Below are 17,984 nucleotides of genomic sequence, written 5' to 3' on the forward strand. Positions count from 1 at the left end.
TAGCAGTGCGTCACGCCGCCCTTGCCGCCCTCGCCTGCCGCGCTTGCTGCGGATCGGCGAGCAGGGACAGCAACAGGTTGACGTCCGCGGGCTTGACCATATGGAAATCGAATCCCGCCTGCGCGGAGCGCGTGCGGCTCTCCGCCTCGCCGTAGCCGGTGAGCGCGATCATGAGCGCATCGCGCGACTCGGGTTGCTGGCGCAGGCGATGCGCGACCTCGAAGCCGTTCATGCCCGGCAGGCCGATGTCCAGCAGCACCACGTCCGGCCGGAAGTCCTCGGCGATGCGCAAGGCTTCCATCCCTTCGTTGGCGACCCGCACTTCATAGCCTTCCATCTCCAGCAAGGTCATGAGCGTCTCGGCCGAGGCCGCGAGGTCGTCGACGACGAGGATGCGCGACGGCGCCTTGGCCGCCTCCGCGGCGGCCTTGCGGGACGCGGGCCCCGAGGACGGCGCGTCCGCCCCGTCCTCGAGCTGGGCCGGGAGCGTCACGGTGATTTCCGTGCCCCGCCCCACGCCGTCGCTGTGGGCCACCACATGGCCGCCATGCAGTTCCACCAGGTGCTTCACCAGCGTGAGGCCGATGCCCAGGCCGCCCTGCGCGCGGTCCAGCGACTGGTCCGCCTGGGCGAACAGGTCGAAGATGTGCGGCAGGAAGCCCGCGTCGATGCCGGCGCCCTGGTCCTTGACCGAGAGCTTGAGCTCGCCCGCCGCATAGCGCGCCGACAGGTCGATGCGCGTGCCCGGCCCGGAAAACTTCGACGCATTGTTGATGAGGTTGGACAGCACCTGCGCCAGTCGGACCGCATCCCCGTGCAGCACCACGCCCTCCTCGGGCAACTCGACGTGCAGCGTCTGGTCGCGGCCCGTGACCCGGGGCGAGCTCGCCTCGATGGAACGCTCCACGAGCGAGGCCAGGGTGAGCTTCTCGGGCTTGACCACCACCTTGCCCTGCACGATGCGCGAGACGTCCAGCAGGTCGTCGATCAGCCGGGCCATGTGGTCCGCCTGCCGGCCGATCACGTCGCGCGCCCAGTTCATGGTGGGCTGCGTCACGTCATCGCCCTGCATGATGTGCACGGCATTGCGGATGGGCGCGAGGGGGTTGCGCAGCTCGTGCGCCAGCATCGCGAGGAATTCGTTCTTGCGGCGGTCCGCGTCCTGCACCGCCGTGTACAGGCGCGCGTTCTCCAGGGCGATCGAGGCGCGGGCGACCACGTCGCGCGCCAGCGAGATGCGCGACGAATCCATCGCCGCCGCGGGCGCTTCCAGGATGAGCGCGCCGCGCGATTTGCCGTTGGTGAGCAGCGGGCAGACCGCGAAAGCCCGGCCGCCCTCTTCCCATCGCTCGAGGACCTTGGTCTCCAGCGCGGTGTCGAGCGCGGCGCGCAGGCCCGCGGGCATCTCCTGTGCCGAGGCCTCCACCGGCGGGTAGTGTTCGACGCGGGAGAGCACCCCGTCGGTCGCCAGCACGAAGGTCGCGCGGTCCCCGAGCACGGGCACGGCCACCGGGAACAAGGCCTGGATCGTGTCCTCGAGGTTCAGCGAACGCGACAGCGACTGGCTCGCCCGGGAAAGGAAATCGGAGCGCTCGATCGCCTGTTCCGCGGCTTCGCGCGCCGCCTCGGAACGCGCCAGCGCCTCGCGCGCGGCCGCCTGCTGCTGCAGCTGGCGGTTCATGCGGAAAAGCTCGACGAACACGCGCACCTTGGAGCGCAGCACGTCGGGGACGACCGGTGACGGGATGTAGTCGACCGCGCCCAGCTCGTAGCTGCGGGCCGCCTGCCGCTCGTCCACGTACGCCGTGATGAAGACGATCGGGGTCTGCGCGGACTTCTTGTACTGCCGGATCAGGCTGGCCGTCTCCAGGCCGTCGATGTCCGGCATGTTGACGTCCAGCAGGATCACGGCGAACTCCATCTCCAGGATGAACTTGAGCGCTTCCTTGCCCGAGCGCGCGCTGATCACGTTCTGGCCGAGTTCCTCCAGGATGCTGCGGAAGACGACGTGCTTTTCCGGCAGGTCGTCGACCACCAGGATGTTGACCTTCTCCTGCCCGCCCAGCTGCTGCGACGCCGTCGCTTCCGCGCTGGTGATCACTGGTGCAGCCATGCCCGCAGGACCGCCAGCAGATCCTGCGTGTTCACCGGTTTGGAGAGGTAGTCCCATGCGCCTGCTTCGATGCATTTTTCGCGATCGCCCTTCATGGCCTTGGCCGTCACAGCGATCATAGGCAGGTTCTTGCCCGCCGGGAGCTTGCGGATCTCCTTCATCGTCGCCATGCCGTCCATCTCCGGCATCATGATGTCCATCAGCACGACCTTGATCTGGGGGTCGGTCGCCACCCGCGTGATCGCGTCCCGGCCGTTGTCCGCCCAGACGATGTCCATCCCGATCTCTTCCAGGACGGTGGCGAGCGCGAAGATGTTGCGCATGTCGTCGTCCACGATGAGCACGCGCTTGCCGGCCAGCGGCTTGGACGACTCGTGGATCGCGTTGATCGCCCCGCGCTTGGACTCCGGCAGCCGCGCGAGATTGTGGTGCAGTGCGAGCAGCGTGCTGTCGAAGAGCTTGGTGACCGTGTGCGCCTCGGTCACGTTGATGGCATCGTCCGAGTGCCACTGGATTTTGCCCGCTTCCTTGCCGCCCCCGTGATAGATGAGCAGCTGCAGCGGGCCGATCTCCGCCTGCGCGGCGAGCAGCCGCCGGGCGTCGCCCGGCTCGACGCCGGGAAAGCCGTCCTCCAGCACCACCGCGTCGAAGCGGCTTTCCTCCAGCGCCTCGGTCAGCTTTTCCGCGCTCTTGGCCACCGTCACGTGGATCTGCTCATCCTCGACCTGCGCGAGGAAATCCCGGCGGGCCCCGACGTCCTTCAGCGCCACCAGCAGGTTCTTCTGCGGGCGCGCGAGGTACGACTGCAGCTTGTCGAGCATCGCGTCCAGCACTTCCTTGGACTGGATGGGCTTTTCCACGAAGGCGATCGCGCCGGAGCGGAAGGCGCGCTCCTTGGAGTCGTCGGTGGAGATCACGCAGATGGGCATGTGGCGCGCCCCCATGTCCTGCTTGATGCGGTCGAGCACGCGCCAGCCGTCCATGTCGGGCAGGTACATGTCCAGCGTCACCGCGGACGGCTTGTACTGGGTCATGAGCGTCAGCGCGCCGGCGCCCATCGCCGTCACCAGGCCCTTGAAGCCCTTGGCGCGCGCGGCGTCCAGCAGGAAGCGCGCGAAGGCGAGGTCGTTCTCGACGATCAGCAGGACGAGGTCGCCCTGCTGGATGCTGTCGCGGTCGTCGTCCGCCTCGTTCGCGGCGACCGTGCCCTCGTCGGCCACCACCACGGCATCCTCGACGATCTCGGGCCGCACGGGGCGGCGGGCATGCGGGATGGCGGGGTCGTTGCGGGCTTCCGTGATCTGCGCCGGGCGGCGCGAGCCGCGCACCCCCGAGTAGACCAGTGGGAGGTAGAGCGTGAAGGTGCTGCCCTGCCCCGGCGCGCTGGACAGGCGGATTTCGCCGCCGAGCAGCTTGGAGAGTTCGCGCGAGATCGCGAGGCCCAGGCCCGTGCCGCCGTACTTGCGGCTGGTGGAGCCGTCGGCCTGCTGGAAGGCCTCGAAGATGATCTGCTGCTTGTCGCCGGAGATGCCGATGCCGGTGTCCGACACCGCGAAGGCCAGCACCTGCTGGGCGCGGTTGAGGTCCTCGTTGTCCTGCGTCCAGCCGGCGAAGGCTTCTTCCACCGACAGCGTGACGTGGCCCTGGTGCGTGAACTTGAACGCGTTGGACAGCAGGTTCTTCAGGATCTGCTGCAGGCGCTTCACGTCCGTGACCATGGAGGTCGGCAGGTTCAGGCCGGAGTGGATCATGAAGTCCACGTTCTTGGCCTCCGCGACGTGGCGGAAGGTGCGCTCGACGTACAGCTGCAGGTCCGAAAGGCGCAGCTCGTTGACGTCCACCACCACCGTGCCCGACTCGATCTTGGAGAGGTCCAGGATGTCGTTGATGAGCATCAGCAGGTCGTTGCCGGACGAGTGGATCGTCTTGGCGAATTCCACCTGCTTGGGCGAGAGGTTGCCGTCCGGGTTCTTCGACAGCTGGTCCGACAGGATCAGCAGCGAGTTGAGCGGCGTGCGCAGCTCGTGCGACATGTTCGCGAGGAATTCGGACTTGTACTTGGAGGTCAGGGCGAGCTGCTTGGCCTTGTCTTCCAGCGCCTGGCGGGCCTGCTCCACTTCCTGGTTCTTGCGCTCCACCTCATGGTTCTGGTGGACGAGCAGCCGGGCCTTTTCCTGCAGCTCCTCGTTGGTCTGCTGCAGCTCCTGCTGGCGGCTCTGCAATTCCTGCGCGAGCGACTGGGACTGCGTGAGCAGGTCTTCCGTGCGCATGTTGGCCTCGATCGTGTTGATCACGATACCGATCGATTCCGTCAGCTGGTCGAGGAAAGCCTGGTGGGTCGGGTTGAAGCGCTCGACCGAGGCGAGTTCGACGACGCCGCGCACCTGGCCTTCGAAGATGATGGGCAGCACCAGCACGTTGAGCGGCGCCACTTCCGTGAGGCCGGACGAAATGCGCAGGCTTTCCGGGATCGACGAGGTGAGCAGGATCTTCTTGCGGTCGTACGCGCACTGGCCGACCAGGCCCTGGCCCAGGTCGACTTCCTTGCCGTAGGAGCCGTGGCCGTCCGATGCGTAGCTCGCCATCAGGCGCAGCTTGGGCTGCTCGTGCGTGTAGCGCAGCACGTAGAACTCCGCCTGCTGCGCGCCCACCACGGGCGCGAGCTCGGACAGGATCAGGTGACCGACGGCCACCAGGTCCTTCTGGCCCTGCAGCATCCGGGAGAACTTGGCGAGGTTGGTCTTGAGCCAGTCCTGCTCGGTGTTGACCTGCGTCGTGTCCTTCAGGTTGCGGATCATCTCGTTGATCGTGTCCTTCAGCGCGGCCACCTCGCCCAGGGCCTCCACCGTGATGGATCGCGTCAGGTCGCCCTGCGTCACGGCGGTGGCCACTTCCGCAATGGCTCGCACCTGCGTCGTGAGGTTGGCCGCGAGCTGGTTCACGTTCTCCGTGAGGCCTTTCCAGGTGCCCGATGCGCCCGGCACCTTGGCCTGGCCGCCCAGCTTGCCCTCCACGCCCACTTCGCGCGCGACGGACGTCACCTGGTCGGCGAAGGTCGCGAGCGTGTCCGTCATGGAGTTGATGGTGTCGGCTAGCGCGGCGATTTCGCCCTTGGCTTCCACGGTCAGCTTCTGTTCGAGGTCGCCGTTGGCCACGGCGGTCACCACCTTCGCGATACCGCGCACCTGGGAAGTCAGGTTGCCGGCCATGAAGTTCACGTTGTCGGTCAGGTCCTTCCAGGTGCCCGCCACGCCCTGCACGTCGGCCTGGCCGCCCAGCTTTCCTTCGGTACCCACTTCGCGCGCCACCCGCGTCACTTCCGAAGCGAAGGACCGCAGCTGGTCCACCATGGTGTTGATCGTCGCCTTCAGCTCCAGGATTTCGCCCTTCACTTCCACGGTGATCTTCTTTGAGAGGTCACCGGCGGCCACGGCCTTCGTCACGTCGGCGATGTTCCGCACCTGGGACGTCAGGTTACCGGCCATGAAGTTCACGTTGTCGGTCAGGTCCTTCCAGGTACCGGCCACGCCTTGCACGTCGGCCTGGCCGCCCAGCTTTCCTTCGGTACCCACTTCGCGGGCCACCCGCGTCACTTCCGAGGCGAAGGATCGCAGCTGGTCCACCATCGTGTTGATCGTGTTCTTCAGCTCCAGGATTTCGCCCTTCACGTCCACCGTGATCTTCTTGGAGAGGTCACCGGCCGCCACGGCCTTCGTCACGTCCGCGATGTTGCGCACCTGCGAGGTCAGGTTACCGGCCATGAAGTTCACGTTGTCGGTGAGGTCCTTCCACGTACCCGCCACACCCTGCACGTCGGCCTGGCCGCCCAGCTTGCCTTCCGTACCCACTTCGCGCGCGACGCGCGTCACTTCCGATGCGAAGGAGGACAGCTGGTCCACCATGGTGTTGATCGTGTTCTTCAGCTCCAGGATTTCGCCCTTCACGTCCACCGTGATCTTCTTGGACAGGTCTCCGGCCGCCACGGCCTTGGTCACGTCCGCGATGTTCCGCACCTGGGCCGTCAGGTTGCCGCCCATGGAATTCACCGAGTCGGTCAAGTCCTTCCACGTGCCGGCCACGCCCTGCACGTCGGCCTGGCCGCCCAGCTTGCCTTCGGTACCCACTTCGCGGGCCACCCGCGTCACTTCCGACGCGAAGGACCGCAGCTGGTCCACCATGGTGTTGATCGTGTTCTTCAGTTCGAGGATTTCGCCCTTCACGTCCACGGTGATCTTCTTGGACAGGTCACCGGCCGCCACGGCCGTCGTCACGTCCGCGATGTTCCGCACCTGCGACGTCAGGTTGCCGGCCATGAAGTTCACCGAGTCGGTCAAGTCCTTCCAGGTGCCGGCCACGCCCTGCACGTCGGCCTGGCCGCCCAGCTTGCCCTCGGTACCCACTTCGCGCGCCACCCGCGTCACTTCCGAAGCGAACGAGGACAGCTGGTCCACCATCGTGTTGATCGTGTTCTTCAGCTCGAGGATCTCGCCCTTCACGTTCACGGTGATCTTCTTGGACAGGTCACCGGCGGCCACGGCGGTCGTCACGTCCGCGATGTTCCGCACCTGCGAGGTCAGGTTACCGGCCATGAAGTTCACGTTGTCGGTCAGGTCCTTCCAGGTACCCGCCACGCCCTGCACGTCCGCCTGGCCGCCCAGCTTGCCCTCGGTACCCACTTCGCGCGCCACCCGCGTCACTTCCGAAGCGAACGAGGACAGCTGGTCCACCATCGTGTTGATCGTGTTCTTCAGCTCCAGGATTTCGCCCTTCACGTCCACCGTGATCTTCTTGGACAGGTCGCCTGCCGCCACAGCGGTCGTCACGTCGGCGATGTTCCGCACCTGCGAGGTCAGGTTACCGGCCATGAAGTTCACGGAGTCCGTCAAGTCCTTCCAGGTGCCTGCCACGCCCTGCACGTCGGCCTGGCCGCCCAGCTTGCCTTCGGTACCCACTTCGCGCGCCACGCGCGTCACTTCCGACGCGAAGGAGGACAGCTGGTCCACCATCGTGTTGATCGTGTTCTTCAGTTCGAGGATCTCGCCCTTCACGTCCACCGTGATCTTCTTCGAGAGGTCGCCCGCCGCCACCGCCTTCGTCACGTCGGCGATGTTTCGCACCTGGGCCGTGAGGTTCGAGCCCATGGAATTCACGGAGTCGGTCAAGTCCTTCCACGTGCCCGCCACGCCCTGCACGTCGGCCTGGCCGCCCAGCTTTCCTTCGGTACCCACTTCGCGGGCCACCCGTGTCACTTCCGACGCGAAGGACCGCAGCTGGTCCACCATCGTGTTGATCGTGTTCTTCAGCTCGAGAATCTCGCCCTTCACGTCCACCGTGATCTTCTTGGACAGGTCGCCCGCCGCCACGGCGGTCGTCACGTCCGCGATGTTCCGCACCTGGGAGGTCAGGTTACCGGCCATGAAGTTCACGGAGTCGGTCAAGTCCTTCCACGTGCCGGCCACGCCCTGCACGTCGGCCTGGCCGCCCAGCTTTCCTTCGGTACCCACTTCGCGTGCCACACGCGTCACTTCCGAGGCGAAGGACCGCAGCTGGTCCACCATGGTGTTGATCGTGTTCTTCAACTCCTGGATCTCGCCCTTCACGTCCACCGTGATCTTCTTGGAGAGGTCCCCCGCCGCCACGGCTTTCGTCACGTCGGCGATGTTGCGCACCTGGGCGGTCAGGTTGCCGGCCATGAAGTTCACGGAGTCCGTCAGGTCTTTCCACGTGCCGGCCACGCCCTGCACGTCGGCCTGGCCACCCAGCTTGCCTTCCGTACCCACCTCGCGCGCCACGCGCGTCACTTCGGCGGAGAAGGTGCCCAGCTGCTGCACCATCTTGTTGATGATCATCGCGGTGCGCAGGAACTCGCCTTCCAGCGGCCGGCCGTCGGCTTCCAGTGCCATGGACTTGGACAGGTCGCCCTGCGCCACCGCGCCGATCACGCGCGCCACTTCGGACGTCGGGTGCACCAGGTCGGCGATGAGCGAGTTGATCGATTCGGCGGAGTCGCGCCAGAAGCCGCTCGCATTGGGCACGAGCGCCCGCTCCTTGAGCTTGCCCTCCTTGCCGACCACGCGCGACAGGCGCGCGAGCTCGTGCGACATGCGCACGTTCTCCGCGACCACGTCGTTGAAGGTGTCGGCCACCTTGCCGAAGACACCCGACCAATCCTGGGGAAGCTGCGCCGAGATGCTTCCTTTCTTGAGGTCGGTGAGGGCGCCGAGGAAGGTGCGCGTGTGGTCGGCTAGCACGTCCATTTCGTCGAGCACCGAATTCACGGCGCCGACGTCGGCCTGCCAGAAGCCCGAGAGCTTGTCGTCGGGCACGCGGCGAGGCTTGGTGCCCGCGCGCGGGCCGGATTCGATCGCCTTGAACTTTTGCGACGTGCGCGCGGTCTGCGCGCTGAGTTCGTTGAACTCGGCGGCGATCTTTCCGTAGACGCCGTCCCATTCGGTCGGCAGGGTGACCCCTGTCTCGCCCCGCCTGAAGGCGCCGAGCGCCTTGAGGATCGCCTTGAGTTCGCTGTCGCGTTGATCCGCCGTCGGCAATTTCGCCACTACTTCCATATCAGCCCCCGATCAATAGGTCAGGCGCGCGACCGCCCACAGCCGGGGCGCGCGCGTCTTTCAACTCTTCAACAAGTGCGCGCAGGGTACTGTGTTCGATGGCTCATCACAACCGCGCGCGCGAGGGGATGGCCCGCAAACCCAATACCGGCGCGGGCTGTAGGAGGATGCCTACACCAACAAGGGCATGGAAACTACAGGTGCTTACAACGAAAAAAGCCGCCCGAAGGCGGCTTTCGCGATCACGCCGGAACGATCAGTTCAGGGCGATTTTCTTGCCGTCCTTGTACGTGTAAAGCGTCATGGCGGGGTTCTTCAATTCGCCGTTCGGCTCGAACTGGACGGTAGTCGTCACGCCCTTGTAGTTGGTCTTGCCGATCTCGGCGGTGTAGACCTTCGGGTCGACGCTCTTGGCGCGCTTCATCGCGTCCACGAGGACCATGACGGCGTCATAGACGTACGGGCTGTAGACCTGGAACTGGCCCGGGTACTTCGCGTCGTACTTGGCCTTCCAGGCCTTGCCCGAAGGCATCTTGTCGAGCGACGCGCCGCCTTCGGCGCAGATCACGTTCTCCAGCGTCTTGGCGCCCGCGGCCTGCTTGATCAGGTCCATCGTGCAGATGCCGTCGCCGCCGAAGTACTTCTGCTTCGTGAGGCCGAGCTGTTCCATCTGGCGCAGCATCGGGCCGGCTTGCGGGTCCATGCCGCCGTAGAACACGGCGTCGGGGTTCTTGGCCTTGATGGCGGTCAGGATGGCCATGAAGTCGACGGCCTTGTCGGTCGTGAACTGCTCGTCGACCACCGTCATGCCCTTGGACTTGGCGGTGTTCTTGAACACTTCGGCGACGCCCTGGCCGTATGCGGTGCGATCGTCGATGACGGCGACGGTCTTGAGCTTCAGGCCATCGGCGGCGTAGAACGCGAGGCCCGCGCCCAGCGCGTTGTCGTTGGCCAGCAGGCGGAAGGTCGTCTTGTAGCCGGGCTTGGTCAGGTTGGGGTTCGTGGCCGAGGGCGTGATGTGCGGAATGCCGCAGTCGTTGTAGACCTTCGACGCGGGAATCGTCGTGCCCGAATTCAGGTGGCCCGCGACGCCGGCGACCTTCGCGTCGCACAGTTTCTGTGCGGCGGCGGTGCCCTGCTTCGGGTCGGCTGCGTCGTCTTCGGCGACCAGTTCCCACTTGATCTTCTTGCCGCCGATCACGATGTTCTGCGCGTTCAGGTCCTCGATGGCCATGCGGGCGCCATTCTCGTTGTCCTTGCCGTACGCGGCCTGCGCGCCGGAGACGGGGGCGACGTGGCCGATCTTGACGACCTGCACATCCTGCGCCGCCGCGAAGCCCGCGAAGGATGCGAGCGCTGCCACCACCGTCAGTTTTAGTTTCATTTGCATAGAGATCTCCAGAGTAGGAAAAAGGTTGAGAATTAATCGAAGGCTCAACGGGCGCGAACATATCGCAATTTCCGCACCCGGGCCATAGGGAAATGTCCGGTCGGCAGCCGATAAGGCGGATTTGCGGCGTCTCAAGGCAGCTAATGCGGCGCCGCGCTCAGGGCGTGGGGCCGAGCTCATCGAGGAAGGCCTGGGCCACTGTCTCGCGCACGACAGCCTCGATCTCCTCGCGCAGCACGGGGGCGATGGAGCGCGTCTGCTCCAGCACCGTCTGCGCGATCGCCTCGCGCAGCTTGCGCTCGAGCGCGATGTCGATGCGCTGCATCACGCGCTGGATCACCTGCTCCTGGCTCAGGCCCGAGGCGGCCGTCGCGCGCGTTTCGACCTGCGGGCTCACCACCTCGGTGAGGGTCGGCACGAACCGGGGCGGGGACCGCTGCGCCATCAGGCCGCTTCCTTCGACAACAGGTCGTGGCGGGTGATCGCGTAGCCGCGGTCCTTGTAATAGGCCCAGCGCTCGCGGCCCCGGCCCCTGTCCTCTTCATCCACGGTGACGACCTCGATGAGCCGCTCGAAGCGCTCGAAGCCCTCGGGCACCGTGGCGCCGAGGTTCACCAGGACCTGGTGGTGGGGCGCCGTGCGCGCCGCCTGCGTCAGCACGACGGGCGATGCGGACAGGACGGCGGCCGGCGCATTGCCCAGGCAGTGCGGGATGAATTCCAGCGGCGAGAACGTCCACAGCGCGGCATCGAGTTCGCGCAGCAGGCCGGCCTCGCCCGTCACGACCACCTTCGCGCCCGAGCCCACCGCCTTGCGCAGCAGGCGGCACGCGTGCCCGAGCTTGTCGGGCGCGTTGAAGTGGAACATGACGTCCGTCATCGCAAGGCTACTTGCGTTTGGCGGGCTTGCCGACGGACTTGCCGGTTGGCTTGGCCGCCTTCGCGGACTTGGCCGGCGCCGTGCTCTGCTGGTCCAGCAGGTACTGGAACAGGAGGCCCACGGGGCGGCCGGTGGAGCCCTTCGCCCCGCCGCTCTTCCACGCCGTGCCCGCGATGTCCAGGTGCGCCCACGGGTAGGCGGCGGTGAAGCGATGCAGGAACTTCGCCGCAGTCACGGCGCCGCCCGCGCGGCCGGCCACGTTGGCCACGTCCGCGAAGTTGCTCTTGAGGCCGTCGCCGTACTCGTCGTCCAGCGGCATGCGCCAGCACGGGTCCATCGCGGCATCGCCGGCCTGCGAGAGCGCCTGCGCCAGCGCGTCGTCGCTGGAGAACAGGCCGCTGCGCACGGCGCCGAGCGCCACCACGCACGCGCCGGTGAGCGTGGCGATGTCCACCACGGCGCGGGGCTTGAAACGCTCCGCGTAGGTGAGCGCATCGCACAGGATCAGGCGGCCCTCGGCGTCCGTGTTGAGGATCTCGATGGTCTGCCCGCTCATGCTCCTCACGATGTCGCCGGGCTTCATCGAGCGGCCGCTGGGCATGTTCTCGCAGCTCGCGATGATGCCGATCACGTTCACCGCGGGCTTGAGCTCGCCGATGGCGCGGAAGGTGCCGAGCACGCTCGCCGCGCCGCCCATGTCGAACTTCATCTCGTCCATGTCCTGCGCCGGCTTGATGGAGATGCCGCCGCTGTCGAACGTGATGCCCTTGCCCACCAGCACCACCGGCGCGTCGCCGGGAGAGCCGCCCATGTGCTTGAGCACGATGAAGCGCAGCGGCTCCTCCGAGCCCTGGGCCACCGCCATGAAGGAGCCCATGCCGAGCTTGGCGACTTCCTTGGGGCCCAGCACCTCGCACTGCATCCCGTGGGCCTTGGCGAGCTTCTTCGCCTCTTCGCCCAGGCGCGTCGGCGTGGCGTGGTTGGGCGGCAGGTTGCCGAGTTCGCGCGCGAACTCGATGCCGTTGGCCGCCGCGGTCGCCGCGGCGAACGCGACCTTGCGGGGCGCGGCGTCGGACACGCCGATCACCACGCGCCGCAGTTCGCGGCCCTCGGGCTTGGACTTCGTCGCGACATACACGTAGCTCGACTCGGCCGTCGCGAGAACCGCGGCGCGCACGGCGTCGTCCTTCGCGCCCTCCGGCATGCAGATCACGAGGCGCTTGGCGCCCGAGGTGCGCAGCGCTCCCATCGCCGCCACCACGGCGGTGTGGACCTTGCGGCCCGAGGCGTCGCCGCAGCCGGCCAGCACGAGGCGCGGCGCCGCGACGCCGGTGCTGCGGTAGGCCTGCAGCAGCTTGCCGGCCTTGGTGTCGAGGTCGCGCGCCTTGACGGCATCGCCCGCCAGGCGCGACAGCACGTCCTTGCCGGGCTTGAACGCGTCCGGGACCAACATCACGAGCGCGTCGCATTTCTCGCCGGCGGCGGCCGGGAGTCCCAGGGTCTTGAGTTCGAAGTCCATAATCCGCTGTTTTCTTTCGAAGAAATTCCGATCGCGCCGATGTTATTCCATTCCTCCCTGCGCAAGGAACTCGCCCGCAGCTTCGGCGCGACCCTGGTGGTGCTGGTGACCATCGTCATGACGATGACGCTGATACGCACGCTCGGCCAGGCGACGCGCGGCTCCGTCAACCCGCAGGAAGTGATGATGGTGATGGGCTACACCGTCCTGGGCTACCTGCCGACCATCCTCACCTTGTGCCTCTTCATCGCCATCGTGGGCACGCTCTCGCGCATGTACCGCGACAGCGAGATGGTGATCTGGTTTTCCGCCGGCCGCGGCCTCTCGGCCTTCCTCTCGCCGCTCTTTCGCTTCGCGTGGCCGGTGCTCCTGGTGGTCGCCCTGCTCGCGCTCGTCGTGTGGCCCTGGGCCAACCAGCAGACGCAGGACCTCAAGGACCGCTACGGCAAGCGCGGCGACCTCGAGCGCGTCGCGCCGGGCCAGTTCCAGGAGTCCGCGAGCGGCAACCGCGTGTTCTTCCTGGACAAGGACACCCCGGACAACAAGTCGGGCAAGAACATCTTCATCTCCACCAACGAGCGCGGCAAGGAAACCGTGACCTCGGCGCGCAGCGGCCACATCGAGACCATCGGCGAGGCGCAGTTCCTGGTGCTCGCGAACGGCCAGCGGCTGGAGCGCACGAGCGGCACCACGGAAATCAGGATCAGCGAGTTCGAGGAGTACGCGAACCGCATCGGGATCAGCGAGCTCACCGCGCGCGACGACGCGCCGGCCAAGGCGCGCTCGACCTTCTCGCTGGCCACCGAACCCAACCGCATCAACCTGGGCGAGCTCGCCTGGCGCCTCGGGCTTGCGCTCGCCGGGCTGAACTTCGTCGTGATCGCGGTGACGGTCTCCAGCGTCAACCCGCGCGCCGGCCGCAGCGGAAACCTGGTCTTCGCGCTCTTCGCCTTCGTCGTCTACTACAACCTGCTCAACCTCGGGCAGAGCTGGATCGCGGGCGGCCAGGTGAGCTTCTGGGGATTCCTCATCGCGCTGCACGGCGGCGTTCTCGCGTTCGGCCTGCTCTGGCTCGCCAAGCAGCACAACAGCTGGGCGCTGCGCAAGCCCCGGGTCCGCGCGGAGGCGCCCGCATGAAGACCATCCGCCGCCTGATCTACCGCGAAGTCGTCGCCTCCGTGGCCTTCGTCGCCGTCGGCTTCCTCGCCCTTTTCTTCTTCTTCGATTTCGTGGACGACCTGCCCAACGTGGGCCGGGGCGGCGGGGCGTACCGGCTGACGCAGGCCTTCGCGTATGTGACGCTGATGATCCCGAACCACCTGTACGAACTCCTGCCGATCGCCGTGCTGATCGGCAGCATCTTCGTCATGGCGCGGCTCGCGCAAAGCTCGGAATACACCATCCTGCGCACGAGCGGGCTGGGGCCCTGGCGGGCGCTGCGCACGCTGCTCGCGCTCGGGCTGATGTTCACGGTCTTCACCTTTGCCATGGGCGACTACCTCTCCCCCATCGCGGACCGCACCGCGCAGCTCCTGAAGGCGCGCCTCGAAGGGCGCATCAGCATCGGGCAGACCGGCGCGTGGCTGAAGGAAAAGCAGCCCTATCACACGTACAACGTCAACGTGAAGGCGCTGAGCCCCGAGGGCGACATGCAGGGCATCCGGATCTTCGAATCCGATTCGCGCGGCTTCCTCGTGTCGGTCACGCAGGCGCCGCAGGCGAAGTTCGCCGACGACGGCGCGTGGCTGCTGCAGAACGCCGACCGCAACGAGTTCAGTTCGAATTCGGACGAAGTGGCCCGGGTGGAGAGCACGAAGTTCCCCACGCTGCGCTGGCCGACCGAGATCACGCCCGAGATGGTGTCGGTAGCCCTGCTCAAGCCCGATCGCATGAGCACGATCGACCTCTTCCAGTACATCCGCCACCTCGAAGCCAACGGGCAGACCTCCCAGCGCTACGAGATCGAGTTCTGGCGCAAGGTGTTCTATCCGCTCAGCTGCATCGTGATGGTGGTACTGGCCCTGCCCTTCGCCTACCTGCACTTCCGTGCGGGCGGGATCACGAGCTACGTGTTCGTGGGCGTGCTGATCGGCATCAGCTTCTTCCTGCTGAACAACGTGTTCGGCTACATCGGCAACCTGCGCAACTGGCAGCCCTGGCTCACCGCCGCGGCGCCGGGCCTCATCTACACCATGTTCTCGCTGGGCGCCTTCGGGTGGCTGGTGTTACGACGATGACGCAGCCCGCCGCCAAAGCCATCATCCTCTTCGGCCACGGCTCGCGCGACCCGCTCTGGCGCGGTCCCATCGAGGCCGTCGCCGCGCGCCTGGCCAAGCGCCATCCGACCGTACCGGTGCGCTGCGCCTACCTGGAATTCGACACGCCGAAGCTCCCCGAAGCCGCCGCGGCGCTCGTCGCCGCCGGCCGCACCACGATCAGCATCGTCCCCATGTTTCTCGGCACCGGCACGCATGCCCGCCGCGACCTGCCGGCGCTTCTGCAGGAGCTGCGCGATGCGCACTCGCAGATCCACTTCGAGCTGCAGCGCGCCATCGGGGACGATCCACGGGTGCTGGACCTGCTGGCGACCATCGCGTTCGAGTGATTGCGTCGCGGCACCCTGTGCCGCGTTAGTACAGTTGAGGCATAATGATTTTCTTCCTTAGAAGAATTTCGGCATGAACCTCCATCAGTTCCGATTCGTGCAGGAGGCGGTGCGCCGCAACCTGAACCTCACGGAAGCGGCCAAGGCGCTGCATACGTCCCAACCCGGCGTGTCCAAGGCCATCATCGAGCTGGAGGAGGAACTGGGCGTCGAGATCTTCGCGCGCCACGGCAAGCGCCTCAAGCGCGTCACAGAACCCGGCCAGCACGTCCTCAAGAGCATCGAGCTCATCATGCGCGAGGTGGGCAACCTGAAGCGCATCGGCGAGCAGTTCAGCGCGCAGGACAGCGGCACGCTCTCCATCGCCACCACACATACCCAGGCGCGCTACGTGCTGCCGGTCCCCGTGGCGAAGCTGCGCGAGGCGTACCCCAAGGTGAACGTCAGCCTGCACCAGGGCTCGCCCGACCAGGTGGCGCGCATGGTGATCGACGAGATCGCGGAGATCGGCATCGCGACCGAGTCGCTCTCCGACTACCAGGAACTCGTCACCCTGCCCTGCTACGAGTGGCAGCACGTGCTCGTCCTGCCGCTCGCGCACCCGCTCGCGAAGAAGGAGCGCATCCACCTCGAGGACCTCGCGGCCGAGCCGATCATCACCTACCACCCGTCCTTCACCGGCCGCACGCGCATCGACAGCGCGTTCGCGACGAAGAAGCTCACGCCGCGCATCGCGCTGGAGGCGATCGACTCCGACGTCATCAAGACCTACGTGCGCCTCGGCCTGGGCATCGGCATCGTCGCCGAGATGGCGGTGCGCGACGACGGCAGCAACAGCGACCTCGCGGTGCGGCCGCTCGGCCACCTGTTCGGCCAGAACGTGGCGCGCGTCGCCTTCAAGCGCAGCGCGTACCTGCGCAACTTCGTCTATAAATTCGCGGAGCTTCTCTCCGACCGGCTGGACCGCAACCTCATCGCCAAGCACATGAGCGGCCAGATCGACGACTTCGGCATGTGACACCGTCGGTATTCCAATGACACCCCACACTCCCGCCCTCCAGACCAAGCTGCCCGCCGTGGGCACCACGATCTTCACCGTCATGTCCACGCTCGCCGCCGAGCGCGGTGCCGTGAATCTCGGCCAGGGCTTCCCCGATTTCAACTGCGACCCGAAACTCGTGCAGGCCGTCACCGATGCGATGACGCAGGGCCTGAACCAGTACCCGCCGATGACCGGCGTGCCATCCCTGCGCGAAGCAGTTTCCGCGAAGATCGGCTCGATGTACGGCCGCCGCTACGACCCCGCGTCCGAGATCACGGTCACCGCCGGCGCGACGCAGGCGATCATCACGGCGATCCTCGCGGTGGTGCGCCCGGGCGACGAAGTGATCGTGCTGGAGCCCTGCTACGACAGCTACGTGCCCAACATCGAACTCGCCGGCGGCACCGTCGTGCGCGTGCCGCTCGTGCCCGGCACCTTCCGTCCCGACTTCGACAGGATCGCCGCGGCGATCAACCCGAAAACCCGCGCGATCCTCGTCAACAGCCCGCACAACCCCAGCGCCACCGTGTGGTCGCGCGCGGACATGCTGCGGCTGGAGGAACTCCTCGCGCCCACCGAGGTGCTGTTGATCAGCGACGAGGTGTACGAGCACATGGTGTTCGACGGCGACGGCCACCAGAGCGCCGCGCGCTTCCCCGGGCTGGCGGCGCGCGCCTTCATCGTCTCGAGCTTCGGCAAGACCTACCACGTGACCGGCTGGAAGGTCGGCTACGTTGCCGCGCCCGCCCCGCTCACGACGGAGTTCCGCAAGGTCCACCAGTTCAACGTGTTCACGGTGAACACGCCGGTGCAGCACGCACTCGCCTCCTACATGGCGGACCCGACGCCCTACCTCGAGCTGCCCGCCTTCTACCAGCGCAAGCGCGACCTGTTCCGCGAGGGCCTGGCACGCACGAAGTTCAAGCTGCTGCCCAGCGAGGGCAGCTACTTCCAGTGCGTGGACATCTCCGCCGTCAGCGACCTGCCAGAGGCGGAATTCTGCAAGTGGCTCACCACCGAGATCGGCGTCGCCGCGATCCCGCTGTCCGCTTTCTACGGCAACGGGTTCGACCAGCGCGTGGTGCGCTTCTGCTTCGCGAAGAAGGACGAGACGCTGCGCACCGCGCTGGACCGGCTGGCGCGGCTCTAGGCTTTCAGCACTGCACCGGATTGCGGCAGAACTTCGCCAGCTCGGTCACGACGGCCTGGCCGCTGACGGCGTTGCGCGCCTTCGGGCCGACGTCCAGGCTCAGCTTGGCGGCGTACTTCCTGAAGAAATCGTCAAAAAGTTCGCCGCCCAACGTGGCGTAGGCCGTCAGCGTGTCGGCCTTGCGGTCGTGCGCGAGCAGCACGGCACACAGCGGCTGCGTCGCGGGGCCCGACAGCACTTCGGCGCCGCGTGCCGGGTCGTACTGGCTATGGTCCGCGCAGCAGTGGATCAGCGAATCCTGTACGCCGCGCTTGGCCCGCTTGTCCCGGAAGCTGATGAAGCTCACGTCCTTGGTGGGATACACGAGCTGGTGCGCGCAGATCGCCGAGAAGGCGACGATGCTGCGCCCAGGCCCTACACCGCCCGGCCAGGCATAGGCGTCGCGGTTGCGCGTGCTGAGCGACTGCGGTAGGGCCGGCTTGCCCAGGTCGAGCAGGAAAACGGGCGTCGCCTCGAAGGGATAGTGGAAGACGTAGTTGGTGAGCGGTTTCAGGCTGGATGCCTTGAGCGGGTCGCCCAGCGGGGTCGTGAGGAGCGCTCGCTGGTACGGCTTGGCCCGTGCATCCGCCGCGATGACGGGCATCGCCGCGGCGGCCGTCATGCAGGCGGCGCCCGCGGTGCAAGACTCGATGAAACTGCGTCGGTCCATGCCCCAAGGTA

12 protein-coding genes are annotated in these 17,984 nt (G+C 66.7%); 5 read left to right on the forward strand and 7 right to left on the reverse strand.

Annotated features, from left to right (window positions below; genetic code table 11):
• Nucleotides 1–10: 10 nt before the first annotated feature.
• The 6 genes from I5803_RS03005 to I5803_RS03030 form a co-directional block, all read right to left on the reverse strand.
• Nucleotides 11–2,113 (reverse strand): hybrid sensor histidine kinase/response regulator, encoded by a 2,103-nt coding sequence (locus I5803_RS03005; protein WP_196984937.1) that lies wholly within the window; start codon nt 2,111–2,113, stop codon nt 11–13.
• Entirely contained in the window at nt 2,098–8,679 is a 6,582-nt protein-coding gene (locus I5803_RS03010; RefSeq protein WP_196984938.1) for a HAMP domain-containing protein, read from the reverse strand. The genes I5803_RS03005 and I5803_RS03010 overlap by 16 nt, the downstream gene beginning before the upstream one ends.
• Before the next feature lie 256 nt (nt 8,680–8,935).
• Nucleotides 8,936–10,069: a branched-chain amino acid ABC transporter substrate-binding protein gene (locus I5803_RS03015; protein ID WP_196984939.1), complete on the reverse strand. Its 1,134-nt coding sequence runs from the start codon at nt 10,067–10,069 to the stop codon at nt 8,936–8,938.
• A gap of 157 nt (nt 10,070–10,226) precedes the next feature.
• Nucleotides 10,227–10,514, reverse strand: a complete 288-nt coding sequence (locus tag I5803_RS03020) for a hypothetical protein (RefSeq protein ID WP_196984940.1) — start codon at nt 10,512–10,514, stop codon at nt 10,227–10,229.
• Nucleotides 10,514–10,948, reverse strand: a complete 435-nt coding sequence (locus I5803_RS03025) for a DNA polymerase III subunit chi (RefSeq protein ID WP_196984941.1) — start codon at nt 10,946–10,948, stop codon at nt 10,514–10,516. The genes I5803_RS03020 and I5803_RS03025 overlap by 1 nt, the downstream gene beginning before the upstream one ends.
• Nucleotides 10,949–10,955: 7 nt before the next feature.
• Nucleotides 10,956–12,467, reverse strand: a complete 1,512-nt coding sequence (locus I5803_RS03030) for a leucyl aminopeptidase (protein ID WP_196984942.1) — start codon at nt 12,465–12,467, stop codon at nt 10,956–10,958.
• 39 nt (nt 12,468–12,506) lie between these two features.
• On the opposite strand from I5803_RS03030, the gene lptF reads away from it, so the two are divergent.
• From lptF to I5803_RS03055, 5 genes are all read left to right on the forward strand, one after another.
• A complete protein-coding gene (gene lptF / locus I5803_RS03035; protein WP_196984943.1) occupies nt 12,507–13,604 on the forward strand; it encodes an LPS export ABC transporter permease LptF in 1,098 nt (365 codons plus the stop codon).
• Complete coding sequence (gene lptG, locus I5803_RS03040; protein WP_196984944.1) at nt 13,601–14,704, forward strand: LPS export ABC transporter permease LptG; 1,104 nt, start codon at nt 13,601–13,603, stop codon at nt 14,702–14,704. Before lptF ends, lptG begins: the two co-directional genes overlap by 4 nt.
• A complete protein-coding gene (locus I5803_RS03045) occupies nt 14,701–15,072 on the forward strand; it encodes a sirohydrochlorin chelatase (protein WP_196984945.1) in 372 nt (123 codons plus the stop codon). Before lptG ends, I5803_RS03045 begins: the two co-directional genes overlap by 4 nt.
• A gap of 73 nt (nt 15,073–15,145) precedes the next feature.
• On the forward strand, nt 15,146–16,090 hold the full coding sequence (locus I5803_RS03050; protein WP_196984946.1) for a CysB family HTH-type transcriptional regulator: 945 nt from the start codon (nt 15,146–15,148) through the stop codon (nt 16,088–16,090).
• Between the two features lie 16 nt (nt 16,091–16,106).
• Nucleotides 16,107–17,264, forward strand: a complete 1,158-nt coding sequence (locus tag I5803_RS03055; protein ID WP_196984947.1) for a pyridoxal phosphate-dependent aminotransferase — start codon at nt 16,107–16,109, stop codon at nt 17,262–17,264.
• Nucleotides 17,265–17,268: 4 nt separating this feature from the next.
• On the opposite strand, the gene I5803_RS03060 is transcribed toward I5803_RS03055, so the two are convergent.
• Nucleotides 17,269–17,973: a Rieske (2Fe-2S) protein gene (locus tag I5803_RS03060; RefSeq protein ID WP_196984948.1), complete on the reverse strand. Its 705-nt coding sequence runs from the start codon at nt 17,971–17,973 to the stop codon at nt 17,269–17,271.
• Nucleotides 17,974–17,984: the final 11 nt, after the last annotated feature.

The sequence above is a fragment of the Caenimonas aquaedulcis genome (genome assembly GCF_015831345.1).
GTDB classification, from domain to species: domain Bacteria; phylum Pseudomonadota; class Gammaproteobacteria; order Burkholderiales; family Burkholderiaceae_C; genus Ramlibacter; species Ramlibacter aquaedulcis.

What these genes read in the sequence shown, in the direction of transcription:
- I5803_RS03050 (WP_196984946.1), top strand. Translation starts at nt 15,146, where the DNA reads ATGAACCTCCATCAGTTCCGATTCGTGCAGGAGGCGGTGCGCCGCAAC.
- I5803_RS03030 (WP_196984942.1), bottom strand. Translation starts at nt 12,467, where the DNA reads ATGGACTTCGAACTCAAGACCCTGGGACTCCCGGCCGCCGCCGGCGAG.
- I5803_RS03060 (WP_196984948.1), bottom strand. Translation starts at nt 17,973, where the DNA reads ATGGACCGACGCAGTTTCATCGAGTCTTGCACCGCGGGCGCCGCCTGC.
- I5803_RS03005 (WP_196984937.1), bottom strand. Translation starts at nt 2,113, where the DNA reads ATGGCTGCACCAGTGATCACCAGCGCGGAAGCGACGGCGTCGCAGCAG.
- I5803_RS03020 (WP_196984940.1), bottom strand. Translation starts at nt 10,514, where the DNA reads ATGGCGCAGCGGTCCCCGCCCCGGTTCGTGCCGACCCTCACCGAGGTG.
- I5803_RS03010 (WP_196984938.1), bottom strand. Translation starts at nt 8,679, where the DNA reads ATGGAAGTAGTGGCGAAATTGCCGACGGCGGATCAACGCGACAGCGAA.
- lptF (WP_196984943.1), top strand. Translation starts at nt 12,507, where the DNA reads ATGTTATTCCATTCCTCCCTGCGCAAGGAACTCGCCCGCAGCTTCGGC.
- lptG (WP_196984944.1), top strand. Translation starts at nt 13,601, where the DNA reads ATGAAGACCATCCGCCGCCTGATCTACCGCGAAGTCGTCGCCTCCGTG.
- I5803_RS03025 (WP_196984941.1), bottom strand. Translation starts at nt 10,948, where the DNA reads ATGACGGACGTCATGTTCCACTTCAACGCGCCCGACAAGCTCGGGCAC.
- I5803_RS03055 (WP_196984947.1), top strand. Translation starts at nt 16,107, where the DNA reads ATGACACCCCACACTCCCGCCCTCCAGACCAAGCTGCCCGCCGTGGGC.
- I5803_RS03015 (WP_196984939.1), bottom strand. Translation starts at nt 10,069, where the DNA reads ATGCAAATGAAACTAAAACTGACGGTGGTGGCAGCGCTCGCATCCTTC.
- I5803_RS03045 (WP_196984945.1), top strand. Translation starts at nt 14,701, where the DNA reads ATGACGCAGCCCGCCGCCAAAGCCATCATCCTCTTCGGCCACGGCTCG.